The organism is Anaerotruncus colihominis (assembly GCF_010206195.1).
Taxonomy (GTDB): Bacteria; Bacillota; Clostridia; order Oscillospirales; family Ruminococcaceae; genus Anaerotruncus; species Anaerotruncus colihominis_A.
Window position 1 is genome coordinate 106047 of the sequence record NZ_VIQT01000022.1, and the last position, 22974, is coordinate 129020.

Here is a 22974-nt window from a genome sequence, read left to right on the forward strand (position 1 = left end):
AATAAAAAAAGCATCAAAACGGTCGCACCCACAACGCGTTACTCTGACGCCGAGCGCATAACCTTGTACACATGTTTTTCCACAGCGATCATTGCACCGCCAACGCAGGTTGCGTCCGTCCCCAGCGGAGAGCGGATAAAAGCAGTCGCCCCCCTCAAGGGAGGATACATCATAACATTATATTTCTCCAATACCAGATCAAACAGGAAGGGGTATTCGTTCATCAGCTTACCGCCCAGGATCATATTGCGTGGATTGAGAAAACAGGCGGCGTTGCTTACCGTGATCGCCATATAGGTACTTATCCGGTCAAGCAAAGCTTCTGCCCAAGGTTCCCTGCGCTCCCATGCAGCCATGATTTCCTCGAGGCTGGAAATTTCCGGACAGAATTTTGTCGCCTGTTGAATAATCTGGTCCTTGGTCAGATAGGCCGCCGCGCACCCGCGCCGGCCGCAGGAGCAGAGCCGGCCGTCGGTATAGTCCACAATTGTGTGTCCGATCTCGCCTGCGGAGTTGATGGAACCGCGCACCAGGCGTCCTCTGTGGATCACCGCGCCGCCTACGCCGCACCCAAAGCTCAGGAGAACAACATCGTCCGCCCCCTTGATCGGCGGTGTGGAGCAATCCCCAATAATCGCACATTTGACATCGTTGTCCACATAAGTGGGAAGGCCGAACCTTTCCTCGATCATCTGCCCGATCGGCACATTGCTCCAACGGATCAAATCCCCGAATATGACCTCTCCGGTCTTGGAGTCAACCGTTCCAACCGCCCCGGCCCCAATTGCGGCAACCTTTTCCTTCGGGATTTTTGCTTGTATAGCAAGCTGCTGGTACATCCGGTAGAAAATCTCAACAACCTCCTCCGGCTGAAAAGAATCGCACGGCGCAGGCGCTGCGCCCCGCGCGACGATCTGGCCGCCAAAGTTGAGGATGCAGAGTTTTAAATTGGTTTCGGAAATATCCAGCCCGATACAATAAAAAGCGTTCTCCTCCACATCAAGCATAACCGCCTTGCGTCCAACCCCATTTGAAACCGCCGCCATATCCCTGACAAGCCCGCACTCCTCCAGAGAGCCGACCAGCCGTGTCGCGCTTGTAGGGCTCATGCCAGTCATTCGCGCGATTTCACTGCGGGAAACCTCGCGGCTGTCCCGAATGATATCGAGGATCATCTTCATATTGTTGTATTTGATTGTGCTTTGATCCTGCGGTGCAGTTTTACAGATCACATTTTTCACACTCCATTATCCACACGATGTCATTATATCGTATTTCTTATGAAAATACAATATATTTTATCTTACATTTTATAGGATTTGTATAATACCGCTGTCAAAAAAGCGCATTTTGTGCCGGATACAGTGAGGTTCCGTCAGGATTTCAGCACGGGGGACTCTTTTTCGTTTGGGCTTTAAACTATTTTTAGCTGACCAGTTCTTTCCTCACCAGCCATTCCTAATGGGTTTTTAACCAGAAAACCAAAACCTCAACCCGGGTAAATTGAACATTAAGGGCTGGTTTATGCTTTAAGCCTATTGATGCGTGCCTACGCCTGCCTTGTACTTAAAGAAAACGGCGGCTTGAAATTTCAAAGCCGCCAAAAAATTATACAGGCGTTGTTAATATGTCTGCGTTATATCGGTTGCGCACCGTATAGCAGCTTTTGGAATACTGCTCCATATGCGCTTTGAGAATATCACATTCTTTTAGCAGACGTTGAAATTCTCTGTCAGGCGTGTTCATCCGGCCAGGGTTAGGGATCGCCATTTCCAACGTAAACGGTGGCCCGTTACGGGGCAAGTGTGCTCTCTGTCCATATTCTTACCTCCCAAAAATCCAGACTTATAATAACTTTATAACAAGTCTGTTTTTGAATTGTACCACAGGATAGGTCTCCAATAAAGTTATAATAGCTTTATTGGAGGACACCTATGAACAAAGACAACGAAAAGCACTTTGGACTCAGGGTGGATGGTAATATTTTGGCTAAATTCCGCTATGTCTGCGGCTATGCGGGACGCTCCGCCAACAGCCAAATTATCCAACTGATGCTAAAATTCATTGCAGAGTATGAAAAAGAGCATGGAAAACTGAAAGATACAATGGAGCGAATGAAACTGGAAAGCGAGCTGAAAAATATCCAAAAATTCTTTGCCAGTCCGGAGGGGCAGACGGAATTTGAAGAATGGAAAGCGTGACGGGTAAAGGAATCAGAACAGCATAAAAGCGTATAACAAAAGAGGCGGTATCAAAACGATACCGCCTCTTTTGCCTTAGCATAGATATACTAAAAATTTGAATCCGTCCCCGATTGGAACCGGGTTCGGATTATCATGGTCTGGAAAACCTGCCCAGTTTGGAACCACCCCGGACGCGGGCAATTGCTTTGGACATAAAAAAAGCCTGGAGCACGAAATGGCTCCAGACCCTTGCCTGGTGGTGCGGGTAACAGGACTTGAACCTGCACAGCCTTGCGACCATTAGAACCTGAATCTAACGCGTCTGCCAATTCCGCCATACCCGCACTTGAACGTTATCAATTTGATCACGCTCAATTAGTATACCATTCGATCGACTGCTTGTCAACAGTTTTTGGCAAAATTTTCGGGGAACCGGCCGCGCAACAGCCATTCCATCATGTGATGGCCTTCCAAAAGCATGAGTCCGGTGGATGTTGCGTGCGCTTCGGTATAGGCGGGCGCGCGCCAACAAGCGTCCGGCACGGTGTCGCTGCGGTAGAGCGCGAACGGTACAGGATCGGACGTGTGCGTACGGATGGACAGCGGCGTTGGATGATCCGGCATCAAAAGCACGGAGAACGGCTCGCTGCTTTCACGCAGAGCGGGCAATATACGTCCAAGGATTTCACGGTCTATCAGCTCGATCGAAGCGACTTTGTTTTCCGCTTCGCCGCGATGCCCGCATTCATCCGGGGCCTCCACATGGATATAAACAAAGTCGTGACCGTTTTGCAGCAGCTCCAGCGCGGCCTGACCCTTGCCGGCAAAGTTTGTATCGACATTGCCGGTCGCGCCCGGCACATCGACGCTGTCAAGCCCTGCACAGATTGCAATTCCCTTGATCAGATCGACAGCGGAAATCACGCCGCCGCGCACGCCATAGAGCTGTTCAAAGGACGTCAGCGCGGGCCGTGTACCCTCACCCCAGAACCAGCAGGCATTTGCCGGCCGCAGGCCGCGCGCGATACGCGCCTGATTGACCGGATGATCGCGCAGCAACGCGCGCGACCGCTCCATCATTTCACACAGGCGCGCGCCGTGACGGCCGGAAGGCAAATGACCACGAACCGGCTGGCCGGAAAGATCATGGGGCGGCGTACAGTCGCTTCCGGTCTGCGTCCTGCGCAGGACAAGGCAATGGCGGTAGCTGATGCCGGCATACAGCGCGCAGTCATCCGTATGGAACGCCGCATCAAGACAGGCGATCAATTCGGCGGCTTCAGCGGTCGAAATTTCTCCCGCTGAATAATCGACCATTTTTGCATCCTCAAGCGCCGGCGTATCCGAAAGCGTTACGAGATTACAGCGGTAAGCGACATCGTCCGGCGCAAGCTCCACGCCCATGCTCACCGCCTCCAGGGGCGAACGACCGCTGTAATAGACCTTGGGATCATAGCCCATCACCGAAAGATTTGCCGTATCGGAACCGGGCGGCATTCCCTCGGGTACGGTACGCGCCATGCCCGTGACGCCGTTTTGCGCCAAAAAATCCATATTGGGAGTATATGCGGCTTCCAGCGGCGTTTTGCCGCCGAGCGCGGGGACCGGCCGGTCGGCCATGCCGTCCCCAAGCATGACAATATATTTCATATGCTTCTCCTGATGTTTCATAATCGCTGCGCTCATCCGGCGGGACATGCTGCTCGCGGCGGCATAACGCCTGATTTGTATAAACCCGAAAGGCTGGAGCTTGCAACAGCCCCGTCATTTGCGCAGCGCCCATCCCACTGTTCGCGGCGCAGCCTGTAAAAAATGCCAGAGCCCGCCCCACTGTTCGTGGCGCAGCCTGTAAAAATGCCGGGACCTGCCCCACTGTTCGCGGCGCAGCCGACTAAAGTTTTTCGCCGAAGCCTTTTTTCAAAAAGGCTGGAAAGCGGGAAGCTTGCAGGAAGCGCGCCAGCCGCGTGGCGTCTGTCACGCTTCCTGCTGACGCAAGGCCCTGCCTCTGAACAGGCTCTTGCGGCCTGCGGGCCGCGCTTTTATGAGGGCTGCGGCCCGAAAGCAAGGGCGCTGCCCTCGGGGAATGACAAAACCCGCAAGGGGCCTTGTCATTCCCCTTCACCTGCCGCCTTTTGAAAAAGGCGGGCGAAAACTTTTGATCGACGCGGCGTAAAACTAATTACGCAGCGCCCACCCCACTGTTCGCGGCGCAGCCGACTAAAGTTTTTCGCCGAAGCCTTTTTTCAAAAAGGCTGGAGCGCAGCCGACTAAAGTTTTTTGCCGAGGCTTTTTTTCAAAAAAGCCGGAGCCAGTCGGAAACGGCCTGTTTCATGTCGGCGGGAGCGACTACGGTCTGGAACCGCTCCTTGCGTCCCTGCAATCCAGCCAACGCGGCGGGTGCGCTCAGGCCGGATGCTTTGGCCAGCGCGTCGAGCTGTGCAAAATCGTCGCCCTGCGGCGCGGCGCCAAAAGCGGCGGGCAGGACGCTGCCGGCAAATTTGAAGGGGCTGGCAGTCGAGGCGATGACAGCCGGCGTTTTGTCGCTGCCGCGCGCCTGTTCGCAGACACGCACGGCAACGGCTGTATGCGTATCGCACAGATAACCCGTCTTTTCCCAGGTGTCGCGGATCGTCTGCGCCGTTTGGGCGTCGTCGGCACAGCCCGCTGAAAATTCCGCCTGCAAGCGTTCAAGCACGTCGCGCTCAACCGTGTAAGCCCCTGTTTTTGCAAGCGACTGCATGTAACCGCGCACACGGCCGGCGTCCCGCCCGCAAAGCAGATACAGCAGGCGCTCGAGATTTGAGGAGATCAGGATATCCATCGACGGCGAAGCCGTGAGAAAGAAATCGCGGTTGCGGTCATACGTTCCGGTTTTGATGAAGTCGGTCAGCACATTGTTGCGGTTTGACGCACAGATCAGACGCCTGATGGGCAGGCCGCTGTGTTTGGCGAACCATGCGGCGAGGATGTTTCCGAAATTGCCGGTTGGCACAGCGACGTCGATCGGATCGCCGGCCTTGATGCGCCCCGCGTTCAGCAGTTCGCAGTAGGCGGAGAAATAATAGACGATCTGCGGGACAAGGCGGCCCCAGTTGATCGAATTGGCGGACGACAGCAGATACCCCTGCTCAGAGAGCGCCTCGGCGAACGGCTCATCGGTAAAGATACGCTTGACGCCGTTTTGCGCGTCGTCAAAGTTGCCCTTTGCGGCGAATACCATGACGTTATCGCCGGACTGCGTCGTCATCTGAAGGCGCTGAATATTGCTTGTGCCGCCGTCGGGATAGAATACGCAGATTTTTGCGCCCGGCACATCGGCAAATCCTTCAAGCGCCGCCTTGCCGGTATCACCGGAGGTCGCCACAAGAATGACGACCGTTTTGTCCACACCCGTTTTTTTCAGGGAGGCTGTCAACAGAAACGGCAGGAGCTGGAGCGCGAAATCCTTAAAAGCGCAGGTCGGCCCGTGAAACAGCTCGAGGACATACGCGCCGTTATCACCAAGCGGCACGACCGGCGCGACAGCCTTGGGTGGGAACTTGCTTTTTGCATAGGCGCGTTCAACATATTCCGTCAGCTCGCCGCGCGTAAAATCCGTCAGATAGCGGGAGAGCACCTCGACGGCGCGCCCTGTATAGCCGAGGCCGGCAAGCGACGCAATTTCATCGAGGGTAAACGAAGGCAGCGACTGCGGGAGGTAAAGCCCGCCGTCTGGCGCAAGGCCCGATACGATTGCCTGCGCCGCTGAAACCGGCTGGCCGCCGCCGCGCGTGCTGATATAATCCATAAGAAAATCCCCTTTAAATGTACGTGATCGGCGTACATGTGTATTTGTTCCATCGATTATTCTATCATATCCGGTTCCGGATAGCAAGACTTTGCACCTGTTTGCGCAAGACCGCAAAAGGGGCGGGGAAGATCAATGAAACAGCGCGGCGGATTACAGACGTTCCTCCCAGTCGAGGCTGCGCCCAACCGCCTTATGCCAGCCGCGCAGCAGGCGGTCGCGCCGGTCTGAATCCATATCCGGCGTAAAGGCAGTGTCGCAGCTCCACAGGCTGCAAATTTCTTCGCGGCTGTTCCAGACGCCCGCTGCAAGCCCAGCCAAATACGCCGCACCGAGCGCGGTTGTTTCACGGATGACAGGGCGGCGGATGCGTTTATCCAGGATATCCGCTTGAAACTGCATCAAAAACCGGTCGCGCGAGGCGCCGCCGTCGACCTTCAGTTCAGCCAGCGGGACGCCGGTGTCCCGCTCCATCGCGCGCACCAGATCGGCGCTCTGATAGGCAATCGATTCCTGCGCCGCGCGGATGATATGCTCGCGGCGCGTTCCGCGTGTCAGCCCGACCAGGCAGCCGCGCGCGTACATGTCCCAATAGGGCGCGCCAAGCCCTGTAAACGCAGGCACCAGATAAACGCCGCCAGTGTCCTCCACCTTTTGGGCGTAATATTCCGCATCGCGCGCCTCGGTGAGAAAGCGCAATTCGTCGCGCAGCCATTGGATAACCGCCCCGCCCACAAAGACGCTTCCCTCCAGCGCGTACTGTACCCGGCCGCTCAATCCAACTGCGATTGTCGTAACCAGGCCGTTTTCGCTGATATAGGGCGTTTCACCGGTGTTCATCAACAAAAAACAGCCTGTTCCATAGGTGTTTTTCGCCTCGCCCTGCTTAAAGCAGCACTGCCCAAACAGCGCCGCCTGCTGGTCGCCGGCGATCCCGGCAATCGGGATACGGGTATCCTGAATCATCGCATATCCGTAGATATGGCTGCTGTCGCAGACGGTGGGAAGCATCGCGCGCGGGATATCAAGCGCGTCCAGTAGGCGGTCGTCCCAATCGAGCGTTTTGATGTTATAGATCATCGTGCGGGAGGCGTTGGTGTAATCGGTCACATGCACCGCGCCGCCGGTCAGCTTCCAGATCAGCCAGCTGTCCACCGTGCCGAACAGGATATCCCCTCTCTGCGCGCGTTCCCGCGCGCCCGGCGTCTGATCAAGAATCCATTTGATCTTGGTCCCGGAAAAGTAAGCGTCCGGGACAAGGCCCGTTGCCTCCCGGATATAATCTGATAAGCCCTGGTCCTTTAAAACGTCGATGATGCCGGCAGTGCGCCGGCACTGCCAGACAATCGCGTTATAGATCGGGCGGCCTGTCCGCCGGTCCCAAAGAATGGTGGTTTCGCGCTGGTTGGTGACGCCAATGGCGGAGATATCGCGCGCGTTCACGCCTGTTTGGGCAATGACCTCCATCATTACCGCGTATTGGGAGGCGTAGATCTCCATGGGATCGTGTTCAACCCACCCCTCCTTTGGGTAAAGCTGTGTAAATTCCTTTTGCGCGACGCCCGCGATGTTCTGTTTCTGATCGAACAGGATCGCGCGCGAGCTGGTGGTACCCTGATCGAGCGCCAGGATGTATTTGCCCATATCCGTCCCCTCCGTTGTCCTTCGCCCCGAGTGGGCGCCACGGCTTTTTGCCCGAACAAAAAAGCATGGCAAAACAGCCCTTCCGGCGTTTCTGCCACACCCTGTTTGCGCGGCGCGGCCGCACAGATAAAATTATGATACAACCACGGCGCGGGTCATGCAAGCATTCCCGGAAAATTTTGTGCGTTCCCACAAAGATATTCCCGCTCTGTTGGTTAAGGATACAGCTAATTACCTTTTTCTGTTTGTTACAGCAGAAAATTTGTGATAAAATAAATGCGTGGCATTTATTTTATCCTTCATGCATGGCCAGGGCGATGCGCGGGCGCGGCCCGCTGCCGCCCCTATGGCCAATTTTATCATGCCGCGCTGCGGACATGATAAAATAAATGCATGGCATTTATTTTATCCTCATATGGCCAGGGCGATACGCGGGTGCGGCCCGCTTGCGCCCCGATGGCCAATTTTATCATGCCGCGCTGCGGACATGATAAAATAAATGCATGGCATTTATTTTATCCTCATATGGCCAGGGCGATACGCGGGTGCGGCCCGCTTGCGCCCCGATGGCCAATTTTATCATGCCGCGCTGCGGACATGATAAAATAAATGCATGGCATTTATTTTATCCTCATATGGCCAGGGCGATACGCGGGTGCGGCCCGCTTGCGCCCCGATGGCCAATTTTATCATGCCGCGCTGCGGACATGATAAAATAAATGCATGGCATTTATTTTATCCTCATATGGCCAGGGCGATACGCGGGTGCGGCCCGCTTGCGCCCCGATGGCCAATTTTATCATGCCGCGCTGCGGACATGATAAAATAACCGCAGGGCGGCCGTCATGCAAACAGGCCATACTCTTAAGCTTATTATGGAAAGAGGATCCTATGAACGAGAAGGAAATTGCGGAAATCCGCCGCCGGTTTAAGCCGGACAAAAGCAACATCACCCATGTACGGGGCTGTTATGTCAACGAAAAACGGGAGATCGTCACCGAATTTTCACAATCGCTTGCCCTGATGCCGCAGGAGGAAGCCGAAAAGCTGCTCGCCATCCTCAAGCGGACGCTGTCAGGCGGGCTTGGGAAAAATCTGATCGATATTGCGTTTGCAACGCAGCAGGTGGTTGACAGCCCGGAACACCGCCTGCTGATGGCGCTGCGCGGCTCCTCGCTCGGCGATGAACAGGCGGTGCGCGAATTTTATGAACATGTCATCCAGGCGGTTTCGTTTGACGGAAATTACCTGATTTTGTTGGCGCACGATACATATGACGTTCCCTACCGCGCCAAGGACGGCCAGCAGCTTGACGATGCGGCGGCCGACGTGTATTCTTATATCCTGTGCAGCGTCTGTCCGGTCAAGATGACAAAGCCCGCCTTGAGCTATTATGTCAATGAAAACACATTTCACAACTGCAAGGTGGATTGGATTGTCGCCGCGCCCGAGCTTGGCTTTCTGTTCCCGGCATTTGACGACCGCAGCGCAAACCTGTACGGTGCGCTGTACTATTCACGCGACATTGAACAGATGAATCAGGAATTTGTCGACGCGGTGTTTTGCCGCCCGCTGCCTATGGCGGCCGCCGTCCAAAAGGAGACGTTTCAGGAAATTCTGGAGGATACGCTCGAAAGCGATTGCAGCCTTGGCGTCATACAGACGGTTCACGAGCAGCTCTGCGGAATGATTGAGGAGCACAAGGCGAACCATGTGGACGAACCGTTAGCCGTCTCGAAATACACGGTCAAGAACGTTTTAAAATCCTGCGGCGTTTCCGAGGAAAACATTGAAGCGTTTGACGCGCGGTATGACGACGCATTCGGCGCCGATACGGATTTGCCGCCGCGCAACATCGTCGACCAGAAGCAGTTCGAGGTATGTACGCCCGACGTTACCATCCATGTGAACCCGCAGCGCAGCGACCTGATTGAAACGCGCGTTATCAATGGATGCAGATATATCCTGATCCGCGCCAACGACGGCGTTGAGGTCAACGGCGTCAATATCCGCATCGACAGCTGAACGCCGTATGAAAGCAGCCTGCAAAACGCTGCACCCGCCCCGCTGTTCGCGGCACAGCCGACTAAAGTTTTTCGCCGAGGCCTTTTTTCAAAAAGGCCGGAAAGTTTTTTGGCATACCTTTTTTCAAAAAAGGTATGAAGTTTTTTGCCAAGCTTTTTTTCAAAAAAGCGGGGAAGGCTGGAGGAATTCGGCGATGACGCCGCGCAGCTGCAAGGTGCGCGCCGACGAACGCATACCGTATTGAGCGGCGGCCGTCACGTCGCCCGTTTTCAGCCAGCCCGCGAGGAAACCGCCGCCGAAAGCGTCGCCCGCGCCGGTGGCGTCCACGATTTTCGTGGCCTGCGACGGTATCGTTGTTATGGCGCCTGTTTCACGCTGGTAGAGGAGCGCGCCCTGCGCGCCCATCTTGAGAATCACAATTTCGGGTCCCATCTCCGAGAGCTGGCGGATATACGGCTCGTACTGCTGCGCCGGCTGGCCATAGGGGATGTCCCAGAACTTTGTAAATTCGTCCTCGCTGGGCATAAGCACCGAAACATACGGGAGAACCTGTTCCCAATCGCTTCGGTACTTCGGGAAGAACCATTCATAATGCGGATCAAGCTGGATGCGCCGGCCGCGCGGGATCGCTTTTAAAAGCGCCTGGACCTGGTTTAGCGGCAGCGGGGCGATGTGATAGCCGCGCGCCTCTTTAAGATAACGCGCGGGGATATCCCTGGGCGCGGGTGCGGCCTGCTCGCGGGTACAGCAGTCGTGATGCAGCACCCAGTGGCGATAGCCGTCCGCATCATAAAGTAGCCAAAGTTCCATGCCTTTTTTGTCCATCCGCCTGATTCCGGCGCAGTCTACCCCTGGGCAGCTTTGAATGGTCCGCACATTTTCCTCTAAAAAGTTGGGACCGATCTTTGTCACGATACCGACTTCGTGGTTTTTAAACCAGTACGCCGCGCCGGCGGCAGCGTGCAGACAGCCGCCGCCCGGACAGCGCAGGTGAAGCTCGCCGTCATAAGTGACGACGCTGTCAAGCGTGGTATGTCCGATGACAACAGCTTCAATCCGTTGTTCCATCATACAGCCTCCCTATATAAACAGGCGCGGGCCGGGTCCGAAGACCGGCCCGCGCGCTTTACCGGCAGAGCGCCGCGGCGATATGCGCCGCAAGCCTCGCGTTGTTGTAAACAAGCTGAATGTTTGCATCCAGGCTTTTGCCTTGGGTAATGTCCTTGACCTTCGCAAGCAAAAACGGCGTGGAATCCTTTCCATGAATGCCGCGCGCTTCAGCCTCCCGCACCGCCTGCTCGATCACAGGGTTGATTACGCCGGCCGGCACCTCGTATTCGCGCGGAATGGGATTACAGACGAGCATCCCCATGGGCAGCCCCATGTCGAGCTGCGCACGGAAGGTATCGGCGATTTCTTCGGGCGTGTCCATGCGGTAATCGACCTCGAAATCACTTTCGGATGTGTAAAAGGCCGGCAGCTTTTTTGTTTTGTAGCCAATGACGGGAACGCCCTTCGTTTCAAGGTATTCCAGCGTCAGGCCAAGATCCAAAATCGCCTTCGCTCCGGCGCAGACAAGCATCACGGGCGTCTGCGCAAGCTCCTCAAGGTCGGCGGAGATATCCATGGTGCGCTGCGCTCCGCGGTGTACGCCGCCCACGCCGCCGGTGCAGAATACACGGATGCCTGCTTTGGCCGCAAGAAAGCTCGTGGCCGCACTTGTGGTCGCACCGTCGAGCTTCTTGGTACAAACCGCGGCGATATCGCGCCGGGAAACCTTGGGGATGGACGCCCCGTTTTTGCCCATATGGTCAAGTTGCTTTGCCGTCATACCGATGATGAATTGACCGTCAATCGCGCCGATCGACGCTGGCACGGCCCCGTTTTCGCGGATGATGCGGTCCACCTCGGCCGCGGTCTGCACATTTTGCGGGTACGGCATCCCATGTGAAACGATGGTCGTTTCAAGTGCGACGACCGGACGGTTTTCCCGCAGCGCCGCGGATACTTCCTCTGAAATATGAAGGTTTACATGCTCCACGTTTACATTCCCTCTTTCCGCATTCCTAGGGGCGCCGCCTGCGGGCCAAAGCCCTTTCGGCAAGGCGATCCCTTATTTTTGCGCGGCCGCTGTTTTATGCGGCCGCCGCCTGATATATACAGGAATCGCCCTGACCGTTACGATGACGACGATTACCCCCATTAGAATATCGGTCATTGCTTTTGGTACCCCGCCGAACATCTCGACCGAGATCGAGCCGCTGTTCATCGCGCCCATAAACAGCGCGGAAACCGGGATCAAAGCGGGGTTTCCGCCGGCGAGCAGCGACACGACGATACCATCGAAGCCAAGACCGCTTGCAAAATTGACCATAAAGCGTCCGTAATTGCCGAGCACTTCAACCGCGCCGCCCAGGCCCGCAAGCATACCGCTGACCGCAAACACGAGCAGTTTGCGGCGTGTCACCATAAGGCCGGAGAAGGCGGCGAAGCGTTCGTTCGCGCCGATGATGCGGCATTCATAGCCTGTTACGGTGCGCGCGCTCCAAAAGGCGATGGCCGCGGCCGCCGCGAGCGCGAGCAGCGCGCCTGTTGTGACGTCGGTGCCAAAGATCAACGTCGTCAGACGCGCGCCATCCGAAATAAACTGTGTCGATCCGCTTTCCCCGAGCGTGCCCGGCACATAGAACGGATAGCGTGTCAAATATTCGGTGAACAGGATCGCGATGTAGTTGAGCATCAGCGTCACGACGATCACACTTGCGTGAAACCTCAGCGTCAGCCAGGCCGCGGCCATCGACCAGAGCATTCCGGCAATCATTGCCGCGGCCATCGCCAGCAGAACAAGCGCGATGTGCGGCAGGTCCGGGAAGGTAAAGCCGACCCAGGCGGCCGCGAACGCGCCCATATAAAGCTGGCCTTCCGCGCCGATGTTGAAGATGCCGCAGCGTTCCGAAACGGCGAAGGAAAGCGCGGTAAAAATGAGCGGCACAGCCCATCGGATGGAACGCGCAAAATTGTAGACGCCGCCGAACGCGCCCTTAAACAGGATAAAATAGATGCGTGCCGGCGATTTTCCGCTGAGCAGCAGGATGACCCAATGGATGAGAAACGCGCAGGCGATAACAAGAATCACGCTTGCCAATCCGCGCAGGGAGCAAATCAGTTTCTTTTTGGCTGGGGTCCCGTTCATACAGCATCACCCGCGCTTTCCCGTACCGTCTCGCCGAACATCATCCGGCCGAGAATCTGTTCGTTGGCCTGCCCGCTTGCAAGCTCCCCCGATTTTTTTCCGCCATACATCACCATGATACGGTCGCTGAGTTCCATAATCTCGTCGAGATCCGCAGAGATGAGCAGCACCGCGCTGCCCTCATCGCGCATTTTCAGCAGCATTTTGCGGATATATTCGGAAGCGCCGATGTCAACGCCGCGCGTCGGCTGGCAGGCGATGACGACCTTGGGCTTTTTCGACAGCTCGCGCGCCACGACGACTTTCTGCATGTTGCCGCCGGAGAGGTTGCCGCAGAGTTCCCCGGCCGACGGCGCTTTGATCGCGTAGTCGCGCACCATCTCCGCGCCGGCGCGGCCGGCAGCCTTCCAGTCGATCACGCCATGGTGCGAGATGGGCGGCGCGCCGCGCATGTGCAAAATGACATTGTCGGTGATGGAAAAATTGAGCGCAAGCCCTTCCTTGACGCGGTCCTGCGGGATGATGGCAAGCCCGGCGTTCAGCCGCTTGTCGACCGGGCGGCCGTCGGCGCGTTCGCCGAGCAGCCGGATATGGCCGGAAAGCGGGCGGCGCACGCCGATGATCGCCTCGGCCAGCTCCGTCTGGCCGTTGCCCTCTACGCCGGCTACGCCCAGGATTTCGCCGGCGCGCACCGAAAAGGACACCGCGTCGACCGCGGTCGTGCCAAGGTCGCCGGCGACGCAGAGGTTGTCCGCCTCGAGCACGGCCTCGCCGGTTTTGGACTCGCCGCGTCCAAGCCCCGCCAGCGGCCGGCCAATCATCATCTGCGCAAGCTGCGCGGCGGTGACCTGCGTTTTATCGACCGTGCCGACGGTTTTTCCGGCGCGCAGTACGGTGATCCGGTCGGAGATATCGAGCACCTCGCGCAGCTTGTGCGAGATAAAGATGACTGTGCGCCCGGCCGCGGTCAGCCGCCGTATGGTCGCGAACAGCTCGACGGATTCCTGTGGCGTCAGCACGGCGGTCGGCTCGTCCAGGATGAGCACTTCGGCGCCGCGGTAGAGCGTCTTGACGATCTCCACGCGCTGCATAAGCCCCACCGTCAGGTCGCGTACGGGCGCGTCCAGCGGCAGCTCGACGCCGTAGTCGTTTTGCAGAAGCTCCACGCGCCGGCGAAGCTCCTTTGGCTTCCAGAAGGGGCCTTTCGCGGGCGGATGGCCAAGCGCAATGTTCTCAGCCACCGTCAGCGACGGGGCGAGCATGAAATGCTGGTGCACCATGCCGATGCCCTTTGTGATCGCGTCGCGCGGGGAGCGCAGGGAGAGCGGCTTTTTGCGCCAGAGAATTTCGCCGGCGTCGGGACGCAGCATCCCATAGAGGATATTCATCAGGGTCGATTTGCCCGCGCCGTTTTCACCGATGAGCGCGTGCACCTCGCCGCGGCGGACACAAAAGCTGACATGGTCGTTGGCCAGCGTGTCCCCGAACCGTTTTGTAATGCCGCGCAGCTCCAGTTCATATGCTTCGCTCATAATTGCACCGCCTGTCCAATTGGCTTTTACGCGGCTTTGCCGTCCGCGTCCGATTTGCTGTCGCCGCAGGGCGATCATTTTTCGATGTTGCGTTCGATCACCAGTTCGCCGGATTGGATGCCGGCAAGCGCCTGGTCGATTTTTTCGCACGCTTCGTCAAAGCGCGCCTGCTTGTCCGCCGGCAGGCTGCCGCGGATCTCCGGGCTGATCAGCAGGCCGACGCCGCCTTCCCTGATGGACGAATAATAGGTGCCGGATTCCAGCTCGCCGTTTACAAAGCGTTCGATCTGCGCATAGAGCGCCGGGCCGTATTCGCAGAGCGTATCGGCGAGGATGTTTTCGGGCGCAAGCTCATAGTGCGGGTTGGAGTCGCCCATCATCAAAATGCCCTTTTCCTTGGCGGCGTCGATCACGCCAAGCCCGGTTGCGGCGCAGTCGGTGATCAGGATATCGCAGCCCTGGTCCACCAGGCTGATGCCTGCGTCCTTGCCTTTGGCCGGATCGTCAAAGGTGTTGGTGTTTGACAAAAGCACCTGCATGTCTGGATTGACGCTCTGCGCGCCCTGTTTGAAGGCGTTGTAGTTGGCGATCAGCGACGACTGTTCCGCGCCGATCACATGTCCGGCTTTGCCCGTGTCGCTCATGGAGCCGCCCATGATGCCGGCCAGATAGTACGCCTCCCAGATGGAGAAATCAACGCAGGTCACGTTCGGCAGATCGATTTCCTCAAGCGGAAAGATCGAACAGAAGCGCGTATCCGGAAATTCGGCGGCCACCTTTTTGACAGCTTCCACCGTGGCCGGCATTGAGGTGATGATCAAATCGGCGCCCTCGCGCGCGTAGGTGCGCAGCACCTCCTCGTGCTGTGCGGCCTCGAGCGCCTCAAAGGTCGACGCCTCGATACCGAAATCCTGCTGCGCTTTTTTTAGGTTTTCATTCATGGCGTCCATCGGCCCGGCGTCGCCGAGCCCCTGGGGAAAAACGACGACAACGCTTTTGGCGTCGCCGCCCTCCCCGGCCGCGCCGGAGGAGGCGGGCGCCGCGGCTGCGCCGGAGGACGTTTGTGCGGGATTGCCCGCGCCGCATCCCGCCAGCAGGGCGGCTGCCATAGTCAGAGCTGTCAGTATTGCCGTGATTTTTTTCATCTGCATTTCCTCCGTTTAAAATTTTGTGTTGCCCGCGTCGACGTTGAGCGCCTGCCCGCGGATCATCGCCCCCGCCTCGGTGCATAAAAACGCGACGATCCGGCCGACTTCCTCCGGCTGGATCAGCCGCCCAAGCTGTGGCGGCCCCCAGGTTTTCATACAGTCCTCAACCGTCACGCGGCCTCCTGTCTGCTGTTCGGTCGCCGCCATGCAGCCCTTGAGCATCTCCGTTTCGACCGCGCCGGGGCAAACCGCATTGACATTGACGCGGTACCGCGCGAGCGAGGACGCCATGCACTGGGTCATATTGACGACAGCCGCCTTGGACGCGCAGTAATGGACCTGGTCGTCATATGTGGTTTTCGCGCCGTTAGACGCGATATTGACGATATGGCCCGCACGCCCGGCGCCCGCGAGCCGGCGCGCAAACTGCTGGCTGAAGGAGAACAGCCCCTTGACGTTGACCGCGAGGATGGCGTCCCAGTCGCTTTCGCGCACCTCCATAATATCCTGCATCCTGGTGATCCCCGCGTTGTTGATCAGGATATCCGCAAGGCCCAGCTCCCGCTCGGCCGTTTGCAGCGCCTGCGCGATATCCTGTTCGCGTGTCACATCGCACAGGCAGGCGGCGGCGCGCACGCCCGCGCCACAAAGGGATTGCCTGGCTTCGTCGAGCAGGCGTTCGTTCATGTCGCACACAAGCACGCCTGCGCCGCGCTCGCCCAGCGCCCGCGCGATCCCAAGTCCAAGCCCGCCGCCTCCTCCGGTGACAATGGCCGTGCGGCCGTCAAGACGATAGAGGTCCGCCATTTCAATCCTTCCTTTCACTGTGTATCGTATGCTTCCGCATGCATCACGCCGCCGTCGGCCATGGTGATTTCACCCGTGATCCAGGCGGACAGGTCCGAACAATAGAAGATGCAGGCGTCCGCGATGTCCTCCGGCCGCCCGATGCGTCCAAGCGGCGCGCGGCCGCTGTAGCGGGCGCGCCAGCCGGGGACGTTTTCATCAAGCCCCGGCGCGTCCATAAGGCCGGGCGCGACCGCGTTGACGCGGATATCGTATTTGCCAAGCTCCACGGCCATGCAGCGCGTCGCCATGGCAAGCCCCGCCTTGGACGCGCCGTACACCAGCCCGCTGCGCATCGGCCGGAACGCATTGATGGAAACGATGTTGACGATCCGGCCGCCGCGCCCCTGGGCGATCATCTGCTGCGCGGCGGCGCGCGCGCAGAAAAACGCGCCCTTGAGGTTGCTGTCGTGCATGTCGTCCCACTCCTGCTCGGTCACCTTCAGCAGATCGTGGTGGGGATAGATGCCCGCGTTGTTGATGAGAAAATCGACCGAGCCGAACCGTTCGGCGACGGCGCGGATCATCGCCTCGCTGTCGGCGGGGCTGCGCACATCCGTCCGGACGGCCATGCAGCGCGCGCCGTCCGCCTCGAGCTGCGCGATCAGTTCATCCGGCGGCGTGCGAAAATAGGTCACGGCGATGTTCGCCCCTGTCTGGGCGAAACGTTTGGCTAACCCCGTGCCCATACCGGCGCAGCCGCCGGTGATGACTGCGGTTTTTCCCTCAAAGTCAAGGATGCTTTTGATTGGCGTTGTCATCATATCTCTCCCTTCCGGTCCGCGCCGTTTACGGCGCAGGGGCCTTGGCCGGCGCGGCCTTTGCATATTTGGCGGCTGGTTTGCGGCGGCTGCGCACGATCAGCGCGATCAGCGTAACCACATATGGGACTGTCAGAACAAGCGGCCCGGGCAGGCCGGTCTGTTGTGCGCGGTAGGTGACGGTTTCGGCCAATCCGAACAGGAAGCTTGCGATCATAACGATCAGCGGGTCAGCCTGGCCGAATACGACGGCTGTATAGGCGAAAAAGCCGCGGCCGCCGGTCATATTTTCGGAGAACAGGGTGACATATCCGAGCGAGAGGTGGATGCCGGCCAGGCCGCAGAGCATACCGGCGGCCATAACGCTGGCGAAGCGGTACCGCCGCACGGACAGCCCGGCCGAGGCGGCCGCCGCAGGCCGCTCGCCCACGGCGCGGATGCCGATGCCAACCTGTGTGTGGTAGAGCAGAATGTGCAGCATCACAACGATCACAAGCGCGACGTATACCAGAATGGTATGTCCGTTGAGAATGCGGCCGACCAGCGGGATGTTCCCAAGCAGGGGAATGTTCACCTGCGGCAGCCCGACAATCCGGTCGGAACCGACAGAGCCCGCGTCGCCGAAAACGATTTTCATCAGATAGGTCGTGATACCGACGGCGAAGGTATTAAGCCCAATGGAAACGATGGTGGCGTTGGCGCGAAGCTCTTCAACGATAAAGGTGTAAAGAAGCCCCGCCGCCGCGCCGACCGCCAGCGCCGCAGCGACCCCGGCGGCCAGGCTGCCGGTGGCGTAGACGCCGAGCACGCCGAAGAATGCGCCGAACAGCATCATGCCTTCCAGGGCAATGTTAAAGACGCCGGCTTTCTCGCAAAGCAGGCCGCCCATCGCCGCCAGCAGCACCGGCGTAGCGGTTCGGATCATACCGGCCAGGATTTCCTGCATTTGATCAGCTCCTCTCAAGGCCCAAAGGGATCGTTATATAAATGTTTTAAAATTAACATTTATACAAAATTAAGTTTCTTTTATTAACATTTTAGCAGCTATTTTTGATATTTCAAGAAAAAAATTTAATAAAATAGTTAAAATGCTGGATTATTGTCAACAATATAAAATAAATATAGCGCTATTATGTTCATTTTAACATAAAACTTTGTGAATTATGTAGGTGAATGTTAATAAATAAACAAATAATTGGTAAATCATAACAGAAAATCGCATGACGTCAGCGCGGGTTTCGCTGAAAATCGATTTGATATTGTAAATTTGAGAGAATCATGTTAAACTGATAACAAAATCGGACCAGTCGGTCAGAGGGGCAATACAGATGGACAAAAAAATGATGCGCCTGAACGCGCTGATCGATCTTCTTAAATCGAGAAAAGCCATCCCGATCCGGGAGCTGGCGTCAAAGCTCGGCGTTTCCGAAATGACGATCCGCCGCGATCTGGACACGCTTGCAGGCAACCACATAGCGGAAAATGTGCACGGCGTCGCCGTTTACAATGAGAAAAGCAACTTGCCTGTTATCGGTGCGGATTATGAATGGAGCGACGAAAACAGCCGCCATGCCGACGAGAAAACGCGGATCGGCCGGTTCGCAGCCTCGTTGATTGAACCAAACGATGTTGTTATCATCGACGTCGGCAGCACTGTTGAGAAGATTCCGCCGCATATCCCGCCAGGGCTTTCATTCACTGCCCTGTGTTACAGCTCCTCTATTCTCCAGATGCTCCAAAAAGACGACTGTATCAGTCTGATCTTTGCCGGCGGCTACTACCACAAAGCGTCCCAGATGTTTGAATCGCCCGAGGGCATCTCCCTGATCAACGCCACGCGCGCCAACAAGCTGTTTATGAGCGCGTCCGGCGTTGACGGCAAGCTTGGCATCACCTGCGCTTACCATTACGAGGTTGCGACAAAGCGCGCGGCAATCAATGCCTCCTGCGTGAAAATCCTGCTGGCTGATTCAAGCAAATTCGGTATTGTGCGCGTCGCCTTTTATGCGTATCTGTCCGACTTTGATATCATCGTCACCGATAAAAATCTTTCCGAGGAATGGTGCGATTATATCCGTGGGCTTGGCGTCGAATTGCATCTTGTCTGACTCGTGAAAAAGCCTCCCTGTTTTATAAAATAACAGGGAGGCTTTCCGTTTTCCATTGTATAATTGGCCATCGGTTTGCATTTCCCGGGAAATGCAAAGGCGCCGCCGAGGTTCGGGATAAAGGCGGGACGGTTCATCTGCAAAGGATTGCCCGCGATCCCTGTATTTGCGCGCCGGGCTCTTACTGCGCCGGCGGACTTAAACGCATCGTGCGCACCCAGGTGCGCTCCAAATTTCCGGCGGTAATGGTGACGGGGTCGAGCGCCACATAGCGCGGCGGCTGCTTTCCAATCAGGCTGGCGGCGGCCGCAAGCGCAAGGCAGCGGCCGATTTCATAGCCCTGTGAGGAGATGATCCCGATCAGGTTTGGATATTTGATCAGCATACCGGCGATTTCGGAACTGATTTGGGTCGTGACGAGCAGCACGTCGCTGCGGCCGCGCATAAGCAGCAGGCGCTGCGCCTCAAGCGCGGCCTGAGCGGAAAAAACGTATATGCCGTCGACTTCGGGATATGCGTCAAGCGCCTGACGCACAGCGTCCGCGGCCTGGCGCTCGTCAGAGAAATCGTGGCGAAATACGATTTCCAGCTGTGGGAAATTCTTGCGCACCGTGTTGATGGCAGTCCAATCGCGCTGACGCGCACAGAAATTGATGTCCGCGTTGCAGATGAACCCAATGCGCCGCTTTTCGCGCCGGATCAGCTCGGTGGCAAGCAGCCGGCCGGCCAGCCGGCCCTTTTCCGGTTCGTTGGTGACGATACAGGCCGCGCAGGCGTATTCCGGCAGATCGGGCGGCTGGTCGACGCCAAGGATAAGCTTGGAAGGGCCGTTGGCCAGAGCGGTGAATTGATTGCGCAAAGGCGTTTGGTCGTTTGAAAAGCTGATGATTGCGTCCGGCGAAAGATGGGCGAAATACTTTAGCTGCGAGCTGCGCCGCGCAAGGCTGCCGTTCGCTTCCGCTGTTTCAAGCAGCGTCATGTTCAGGTCGGTAAGGGCGTCGCGCAGGCCGCGCAGCACAAGCTGGAAAAAGGCCGCGCCGCTGCTGTCGAGCGAGACGCAGACGGTAAAGCTTCCGGCGCGCACGCGCTGTAATTCGTCAAAAGAAAGTTCCAGCGCTTCGGGCGCGAAGGCGGGCGCGCCGGCCGGCGTGCGGGCGAGCGCCCGGGTGCTCGCGCTCACATGGAACACGGGCGCGACCCGCGCGGGAACATCTCGCGTCCCCCACGAATCAATCCAGCCGGCAATGGCGTCGAGCAGGCCGTCGGTACCCATATCGACACGCGAGATATTGAAGCTGTATTCCCCAAGGATACTCAGCCCGCCGATGATGACGATCGACTTGTCGCGCGGGCTGGACAGCTCATGGCGTAGAAAAAAATCCGCCGTGCAGGCCGCCGCCCACGCGCCGACAGGCGCCACCGCCGTCAGAGACGGATGCTCCGCAAAAAACGCGTCGAGCATGGACTGTATGCAGGTGGCATCTGGTGGTATAGCGGGCAATTCGAAGTAAAGGTCCTCCCGAAAGACAAGCCCATGCTCGCGCAGAAAAGCGCGGATCGAATCGCGGATTTCATCATTGACATTGCGGTTGTGCATGCTGGACAGAAACGCAACCTCGGTATGCCCCAGCTCGATCAGATGGGAGAGCGCCATCTGTACCGCGCGCTGGTAATCGAAGGAAATGCAGCGCAGGTTGGGCGCGTTCGCCGGCTGACTGTTGAGCGACAGCGTCGGCACGGGATAGGCCTGTCCGCTGCCGTCCGCGCCGGCGATACACACGGAATTGTGAATAATACACAATGACAGGCGGTGGAACATCTGCATGGCCCGCAGCTCGCCGTCTTCCAGGGATGGTTTTGCGCAGATCAGCATCAGATGCTTGTCCGGATCCGTCCGTCCGCGCAGGCGCTCAATCAGGTCGGCGCAAACTGTGATCCCCGCGCCATGGGCAAAAAAGCCGATGGTGCGGACAGCGCGCAGGCCGTATTTGTCGCGGTTGCGCAGCGGCCGGTATCCAAGCGCTTCGACGGCCTCCCGCACGCGGGCGGCCGTCTGCGGGTCGACAGGGCGTGTGTGGTTGAGCACATGTGAAACCGTTGTGGCGGAGACGCCGCAGGCGGCGGCTACATCATGGATTGTGATCATTATTCCACTCCTCCCACTCCTCGGACAAGGGCTTTTAAAAATACGGCGCGGCCGGCAATTTTCAGATCGGGGGGCGCTCTGAAAAATCGTATATTTTAACAGGAAAAGGGTTGCTTCTTGTATCTATTTTACACTATATATATGAACCAATTGTAAAGAAAAAATTTTTTATTTGCGCAATTAATGAGCCGTTTATGGCAAAAAACCGCTCGTTAAAAGATTAAATTACGTGCAATTTTAACATAAAAATTTGACATCACAATGCTGGATTGATATGATGGAGACATTCCAAAGCAAAACAAAATTGAAAAGGAGTGGACGCCATGCTCTTGATACGCAATGCGAATCTTGCGGATGGACGCGGTATGAACGATCTTCTGATCGGGAATGACGGAAAATATGCCGAGATCCGTCCCGGCATCAATCCCGAAGGCATTGAAGGGCTTGAGGTGATCGATGCGCACGGTATGTTGGCTGCACCGACATTTGTCAACACACATATGCATTTTGACAAAGCCTACACCGCGCTCGCCGGCCGCGAAAGCACCATCGAAACACTGGAGGATTCCATCCACATCATGCACGATATCAAGCGCCGCTACACAGTCGAGGATGTGAAAGCGCGCGCCGAGCGGGCTATCCGCGAATGCGTCATGTTCGGTACGACAAAGCTGCGCACGAATGTGGACATTGACAATATGGCAAACCTGGTCGGTCTTGAGGGTGTGCTGGCCGCGAAGGAAGCTTGTAAGGACATCTGCGATTTGCAGGTCATCGCCTTCCCGCAGGAAGGCATTTATGCCAATGAGGGTACCGAAAAGCTGATGTGGCAGGCCATGGAGATGGGCTGCGACGTTGTGGGCGGTATGCCGGCGGCCGAATGGCTTGACGAACATGCGCGCCGCCATGTGGATCTGGTGTTTGAAATTGCTGAAAAATACAATGTCCCGATCGATATGCACATCGATCAGTCCAAGGACATGTTTGACCGTTCGCTGGAATACACGGCATGGCTGACCATGCAGAAGGGATGGGGAGCGCGTGTTACCGGCGGACATTGTACATCGATCACCTATCAGAACCAGTCGCACGCGATCAAGGTTATGAAGCTGATCAAGGAGTCCGGCATGAATATCTGTACAAACACGCAGGTGCTTGCCATCATGGGCATCGACGCAGAACCGCGCACGCGCGGCGTCACACGTATCCGTGAAATGGTCGATATGGGCATCAATGTCGCGACCGCGCAGGATACGATCTGCGACGGATTCCATCTGTATGGCACGGGCGACCCGCTCGATTACGGCCTTGTGGGCGCTTACACCGCGCAGTATAATACCCCGGGCACCGCGAAATTGATCTTTGACATGCTCACCTGCAACTCCGCCAGGATTTTCGACCCGGACGCTAAATATGGCATCGAGGCCGGAAACGACGCGGACCTCAATCTGTTCGACGCGGACAATATTCAGGAGGCGTTGCGCACGCGCGCGTCGCGGCCGTATATTCTGCGCCGTGGACGTGTGATCGCTTCGTTTGAGCGTAAGGCGTCGCTGCTGTAACCATCAGGTGTAAACCGCGGCCGTCCGCGGCTGGACGGC

At 57.3% G+C, this 22974-nt stretch carries 17 protein-coding genes and 1 tRNA gene; 4 read left to right on the forward strand and 14 right to left on the reverse strand.

The window, feature by feature from the left end:
- Positions 1-38: 38 nt before the first annotated feature.
- Entirely contained in the window at positions 39-1241 is a 1203-nt protein-coding gene (locus FMM72_RS15780; protein ID WP_162221966.1) for an ROK family protein, read from the reverse strand.
- A 693-nt stretch (positions 1242-1934) separates the two neighbouring features.
- Between FMM72_RS15780 and FMM72_RS15785 the strand changes: the two genes are divergently transcribed.
- Positions 1935-2201: a hypothetical protein gene (locus FMM72_RS15785; protein ID WP_162221915.1), complete on the forward strand. Its 267-nt coding sequence runs from the start codon at positions 1935-1937 to the stop codon at positions 2199-2201.
- Between the two features lie 239 nt (positions 2202-2440).
- On the opposite strand, the gene FMM72_RS15790 is transcribed toward FMM72_RS15785, so the two are convergent.
- The 4 genes from FMM72_RS15790 to glpK all read right to left on the reverse strand — a co-directional run bounded on the left by FMM72_RS15790 (position 2441) and on the right by glpK (position 7614).
- Positions 2441-2527 (reverse strand) — tRNA-Leu (locus FMM72_RS15790).
- Positions 2528-2585: 58 nt separating this feature from the next.
- A complete protein-coding gene (locus FMM72_RS15795) occupies positions 2586-3833 on the reverse strand; it encodes a cofactor-independent phosphoglycerate mutase (RefSeq protein WP_162221967.1) in 1248 nt (415 codons plus the stop codon).
- Between the two features lie 643 nt (positions 3834-4476).
- A complete protein-coding gene (gene thrC, locus FMM72_RS15800; RefSeq protein ID WP_162221968.1) occupies positions 4477-5970 on the reverse strand; it encodes a threonine synthase in 1494 nt (497 codons plus the stop codon).
- Between the two features lie 153 nt (positions 5971-6123).
- Entirely contained in the window at positions 6124-7614 is a 1491-nt protein-coding gene (glpK, locus tag FMM72_RS15805) for a glycerol kinase GlpK (RefSeq protein WP_162221969.1), read from the reverse strand.
- An 891-nt stretch (positions 7615-8505) separates the two neighbouring features.
- Here glpK and FMM72_RS15810 point away from each other — a divergent pair.
- Positions 8506-9639, forward strand: a complete 1134-nt coding sequence (locus FMM72_RS15810) for a DUF4317 domain-containing protein (RefSeq protein ID WP_162221970.1) — start codon at positions 8506-8508, stop codon at positions 9637-9639.
- Between the two features lie 159 nt (positions 9640-9798).
- Here FMM72_RS15810 and FMM72_RS15815 read toward each other — a convergent pair whose 3' ends face one another.
- The 8 genes from FMM72_RS15815 to FMM72_RS15850 form a co-directional block, all read right to left on the reverse strand.
- Complete coding sequence (locus tag FMM72_RS15815; protein ID WP_160209998.1) at positions 9799-10710, reverse strand: carbohydrate kinase family protein; 912 nt, start codon at positions 10708-10710, stop codon at positions 9799-9801.
- 55 nt (positions 10711-10765) lie between these two features.
- A complete protein-coding gene (locus tag FMM72_RS15820) occupies positions 10766-11680 on the reverse strand; it encodes a pseudouridine-5'-phosphate glycosidase (RefSeq protein WP_160209997.1) in 915 nt (304 codons plus the stop codon).
- 72 nt (positions 11681-11752) lie between these two features.
- A complete protein-coding gene (locus FMM72_RS15825; RefSeq protein WP_162221971.1) occupies positions 11753-12832 on the reverse strand; it encodes an ABC transporter permease in 1080 nt (359 codons plus the stop codon).
- On the reverse strand, positions 12829-14364 hold the full coding sequence (locus tag FMM72_RS15830) for an ABC transporter ATP-binding protein (protein ID WP_160209995.1): 1536 nt from the start codon (positions 14362-14364) through the stop codon (positions 12829-12831). Before FMM72_RS15830 ends, FMM72_RS15825 begins: the two co-directional genes overlap by 4 nt.
- A gap of 74 nt (positions 14365-14438) precedes the next feature.
- Positions 14439-15509 carry a BMP family lipoprotein gene (locus tag FMM72_RS15835; protein ID WP_160209994.1) on the reverse strand — a complete coding sequence of 357 codons (1071 nt, stop codon included), beginning with the start codon at positions 15507-15509 and terminating at the stop codon, positions 14439-14441.
- Between the two features lie 15 nt (positions 15510-15524).
- On the reverse strand, positions 15525-16319 hold the full coding sequence (locus tag FMM72_RS15840; RefSeq protein ID WP_162221972.1) for an SDR family NAD(P)-dependent oxidoreductase: 795 nt from the start codon (positions 16317-16319) through the stop codon (positions 15525-15527).
- A 14-nt stretch (positions 16320-16333) separates the two neighbouring features.
- Positions 16334-17122: an SDR family NAD(P)-dependent oxidoreductase gene (locus tag FMM72_RS15845; RefSeq protein ID WP_160209992.1), complete on the reverse strand. Its 789-nt coding sequence runs from the start codon at positions 17120-17122 to the stop codon at positions 16334-16336.
- A 25-nt stretch (positions 17123-17147) separates the two neighbouring features.
- The gene (locus FMM72_RS15850; protein WP_160209991.1) at positions 17148-18065 is read right to left on the reverse strand and encodes an ABC transporter permease; all 918 of its coding nucleotides are present in this window, start codon (positions 18063-18065) and stop codon (positions 17148-17150) included.
- Between the two features lie 382 nt (positions 18066-18447).
- Here FMM72_RS15850 and FMM72_RS15855 point away from each other — a divergent pair, with 382 nt between their 5' ends.
- Positions 18448-19227, forward strand: a complete 780-nt coding sequence (locus tag FMM72_RS15855) for a DeoR/GlpR family DNA-binding transcription regulator (RefSeq protein ID WP_162221973.1) — start codon at positions 18448-18450, stop codon at positions 19225-19227.
- A gap of 181 nt (positions 19228-19408) precedes the next feature.
- Here the strand turns inward: FMM72_RS15855 and FMM72_RS15860 are convergent, their stop codons facing one another.
- Entirely contained in the window at positions 19409-21373 is a 1965-nt protein-coding gene (locus FMM72_RS15860; protein ID WP_160210950.1) for a LacI family DNA-binding transcriptional regulator, read from the reverse strand.
- Between the two features lie 323 nt (positions 21374-21696).
- On the opposite strand from FMM72_RS15860, the gene FMM72_RS15865 reads away from it, so the two are divergent.
- Positions 21697-22935, forward strand: a complete 1239-nt coding sequence (locus FMM72_RS15865) for an amidohydrolase family protein (RefSeq protein ID WP_162221974.1) — start codon at positions 21697-21699, stop codon at positions 22933-22935.
- The last annotated feature ends 39 nt before the right edge of the window (positions 22936-22974 follow it).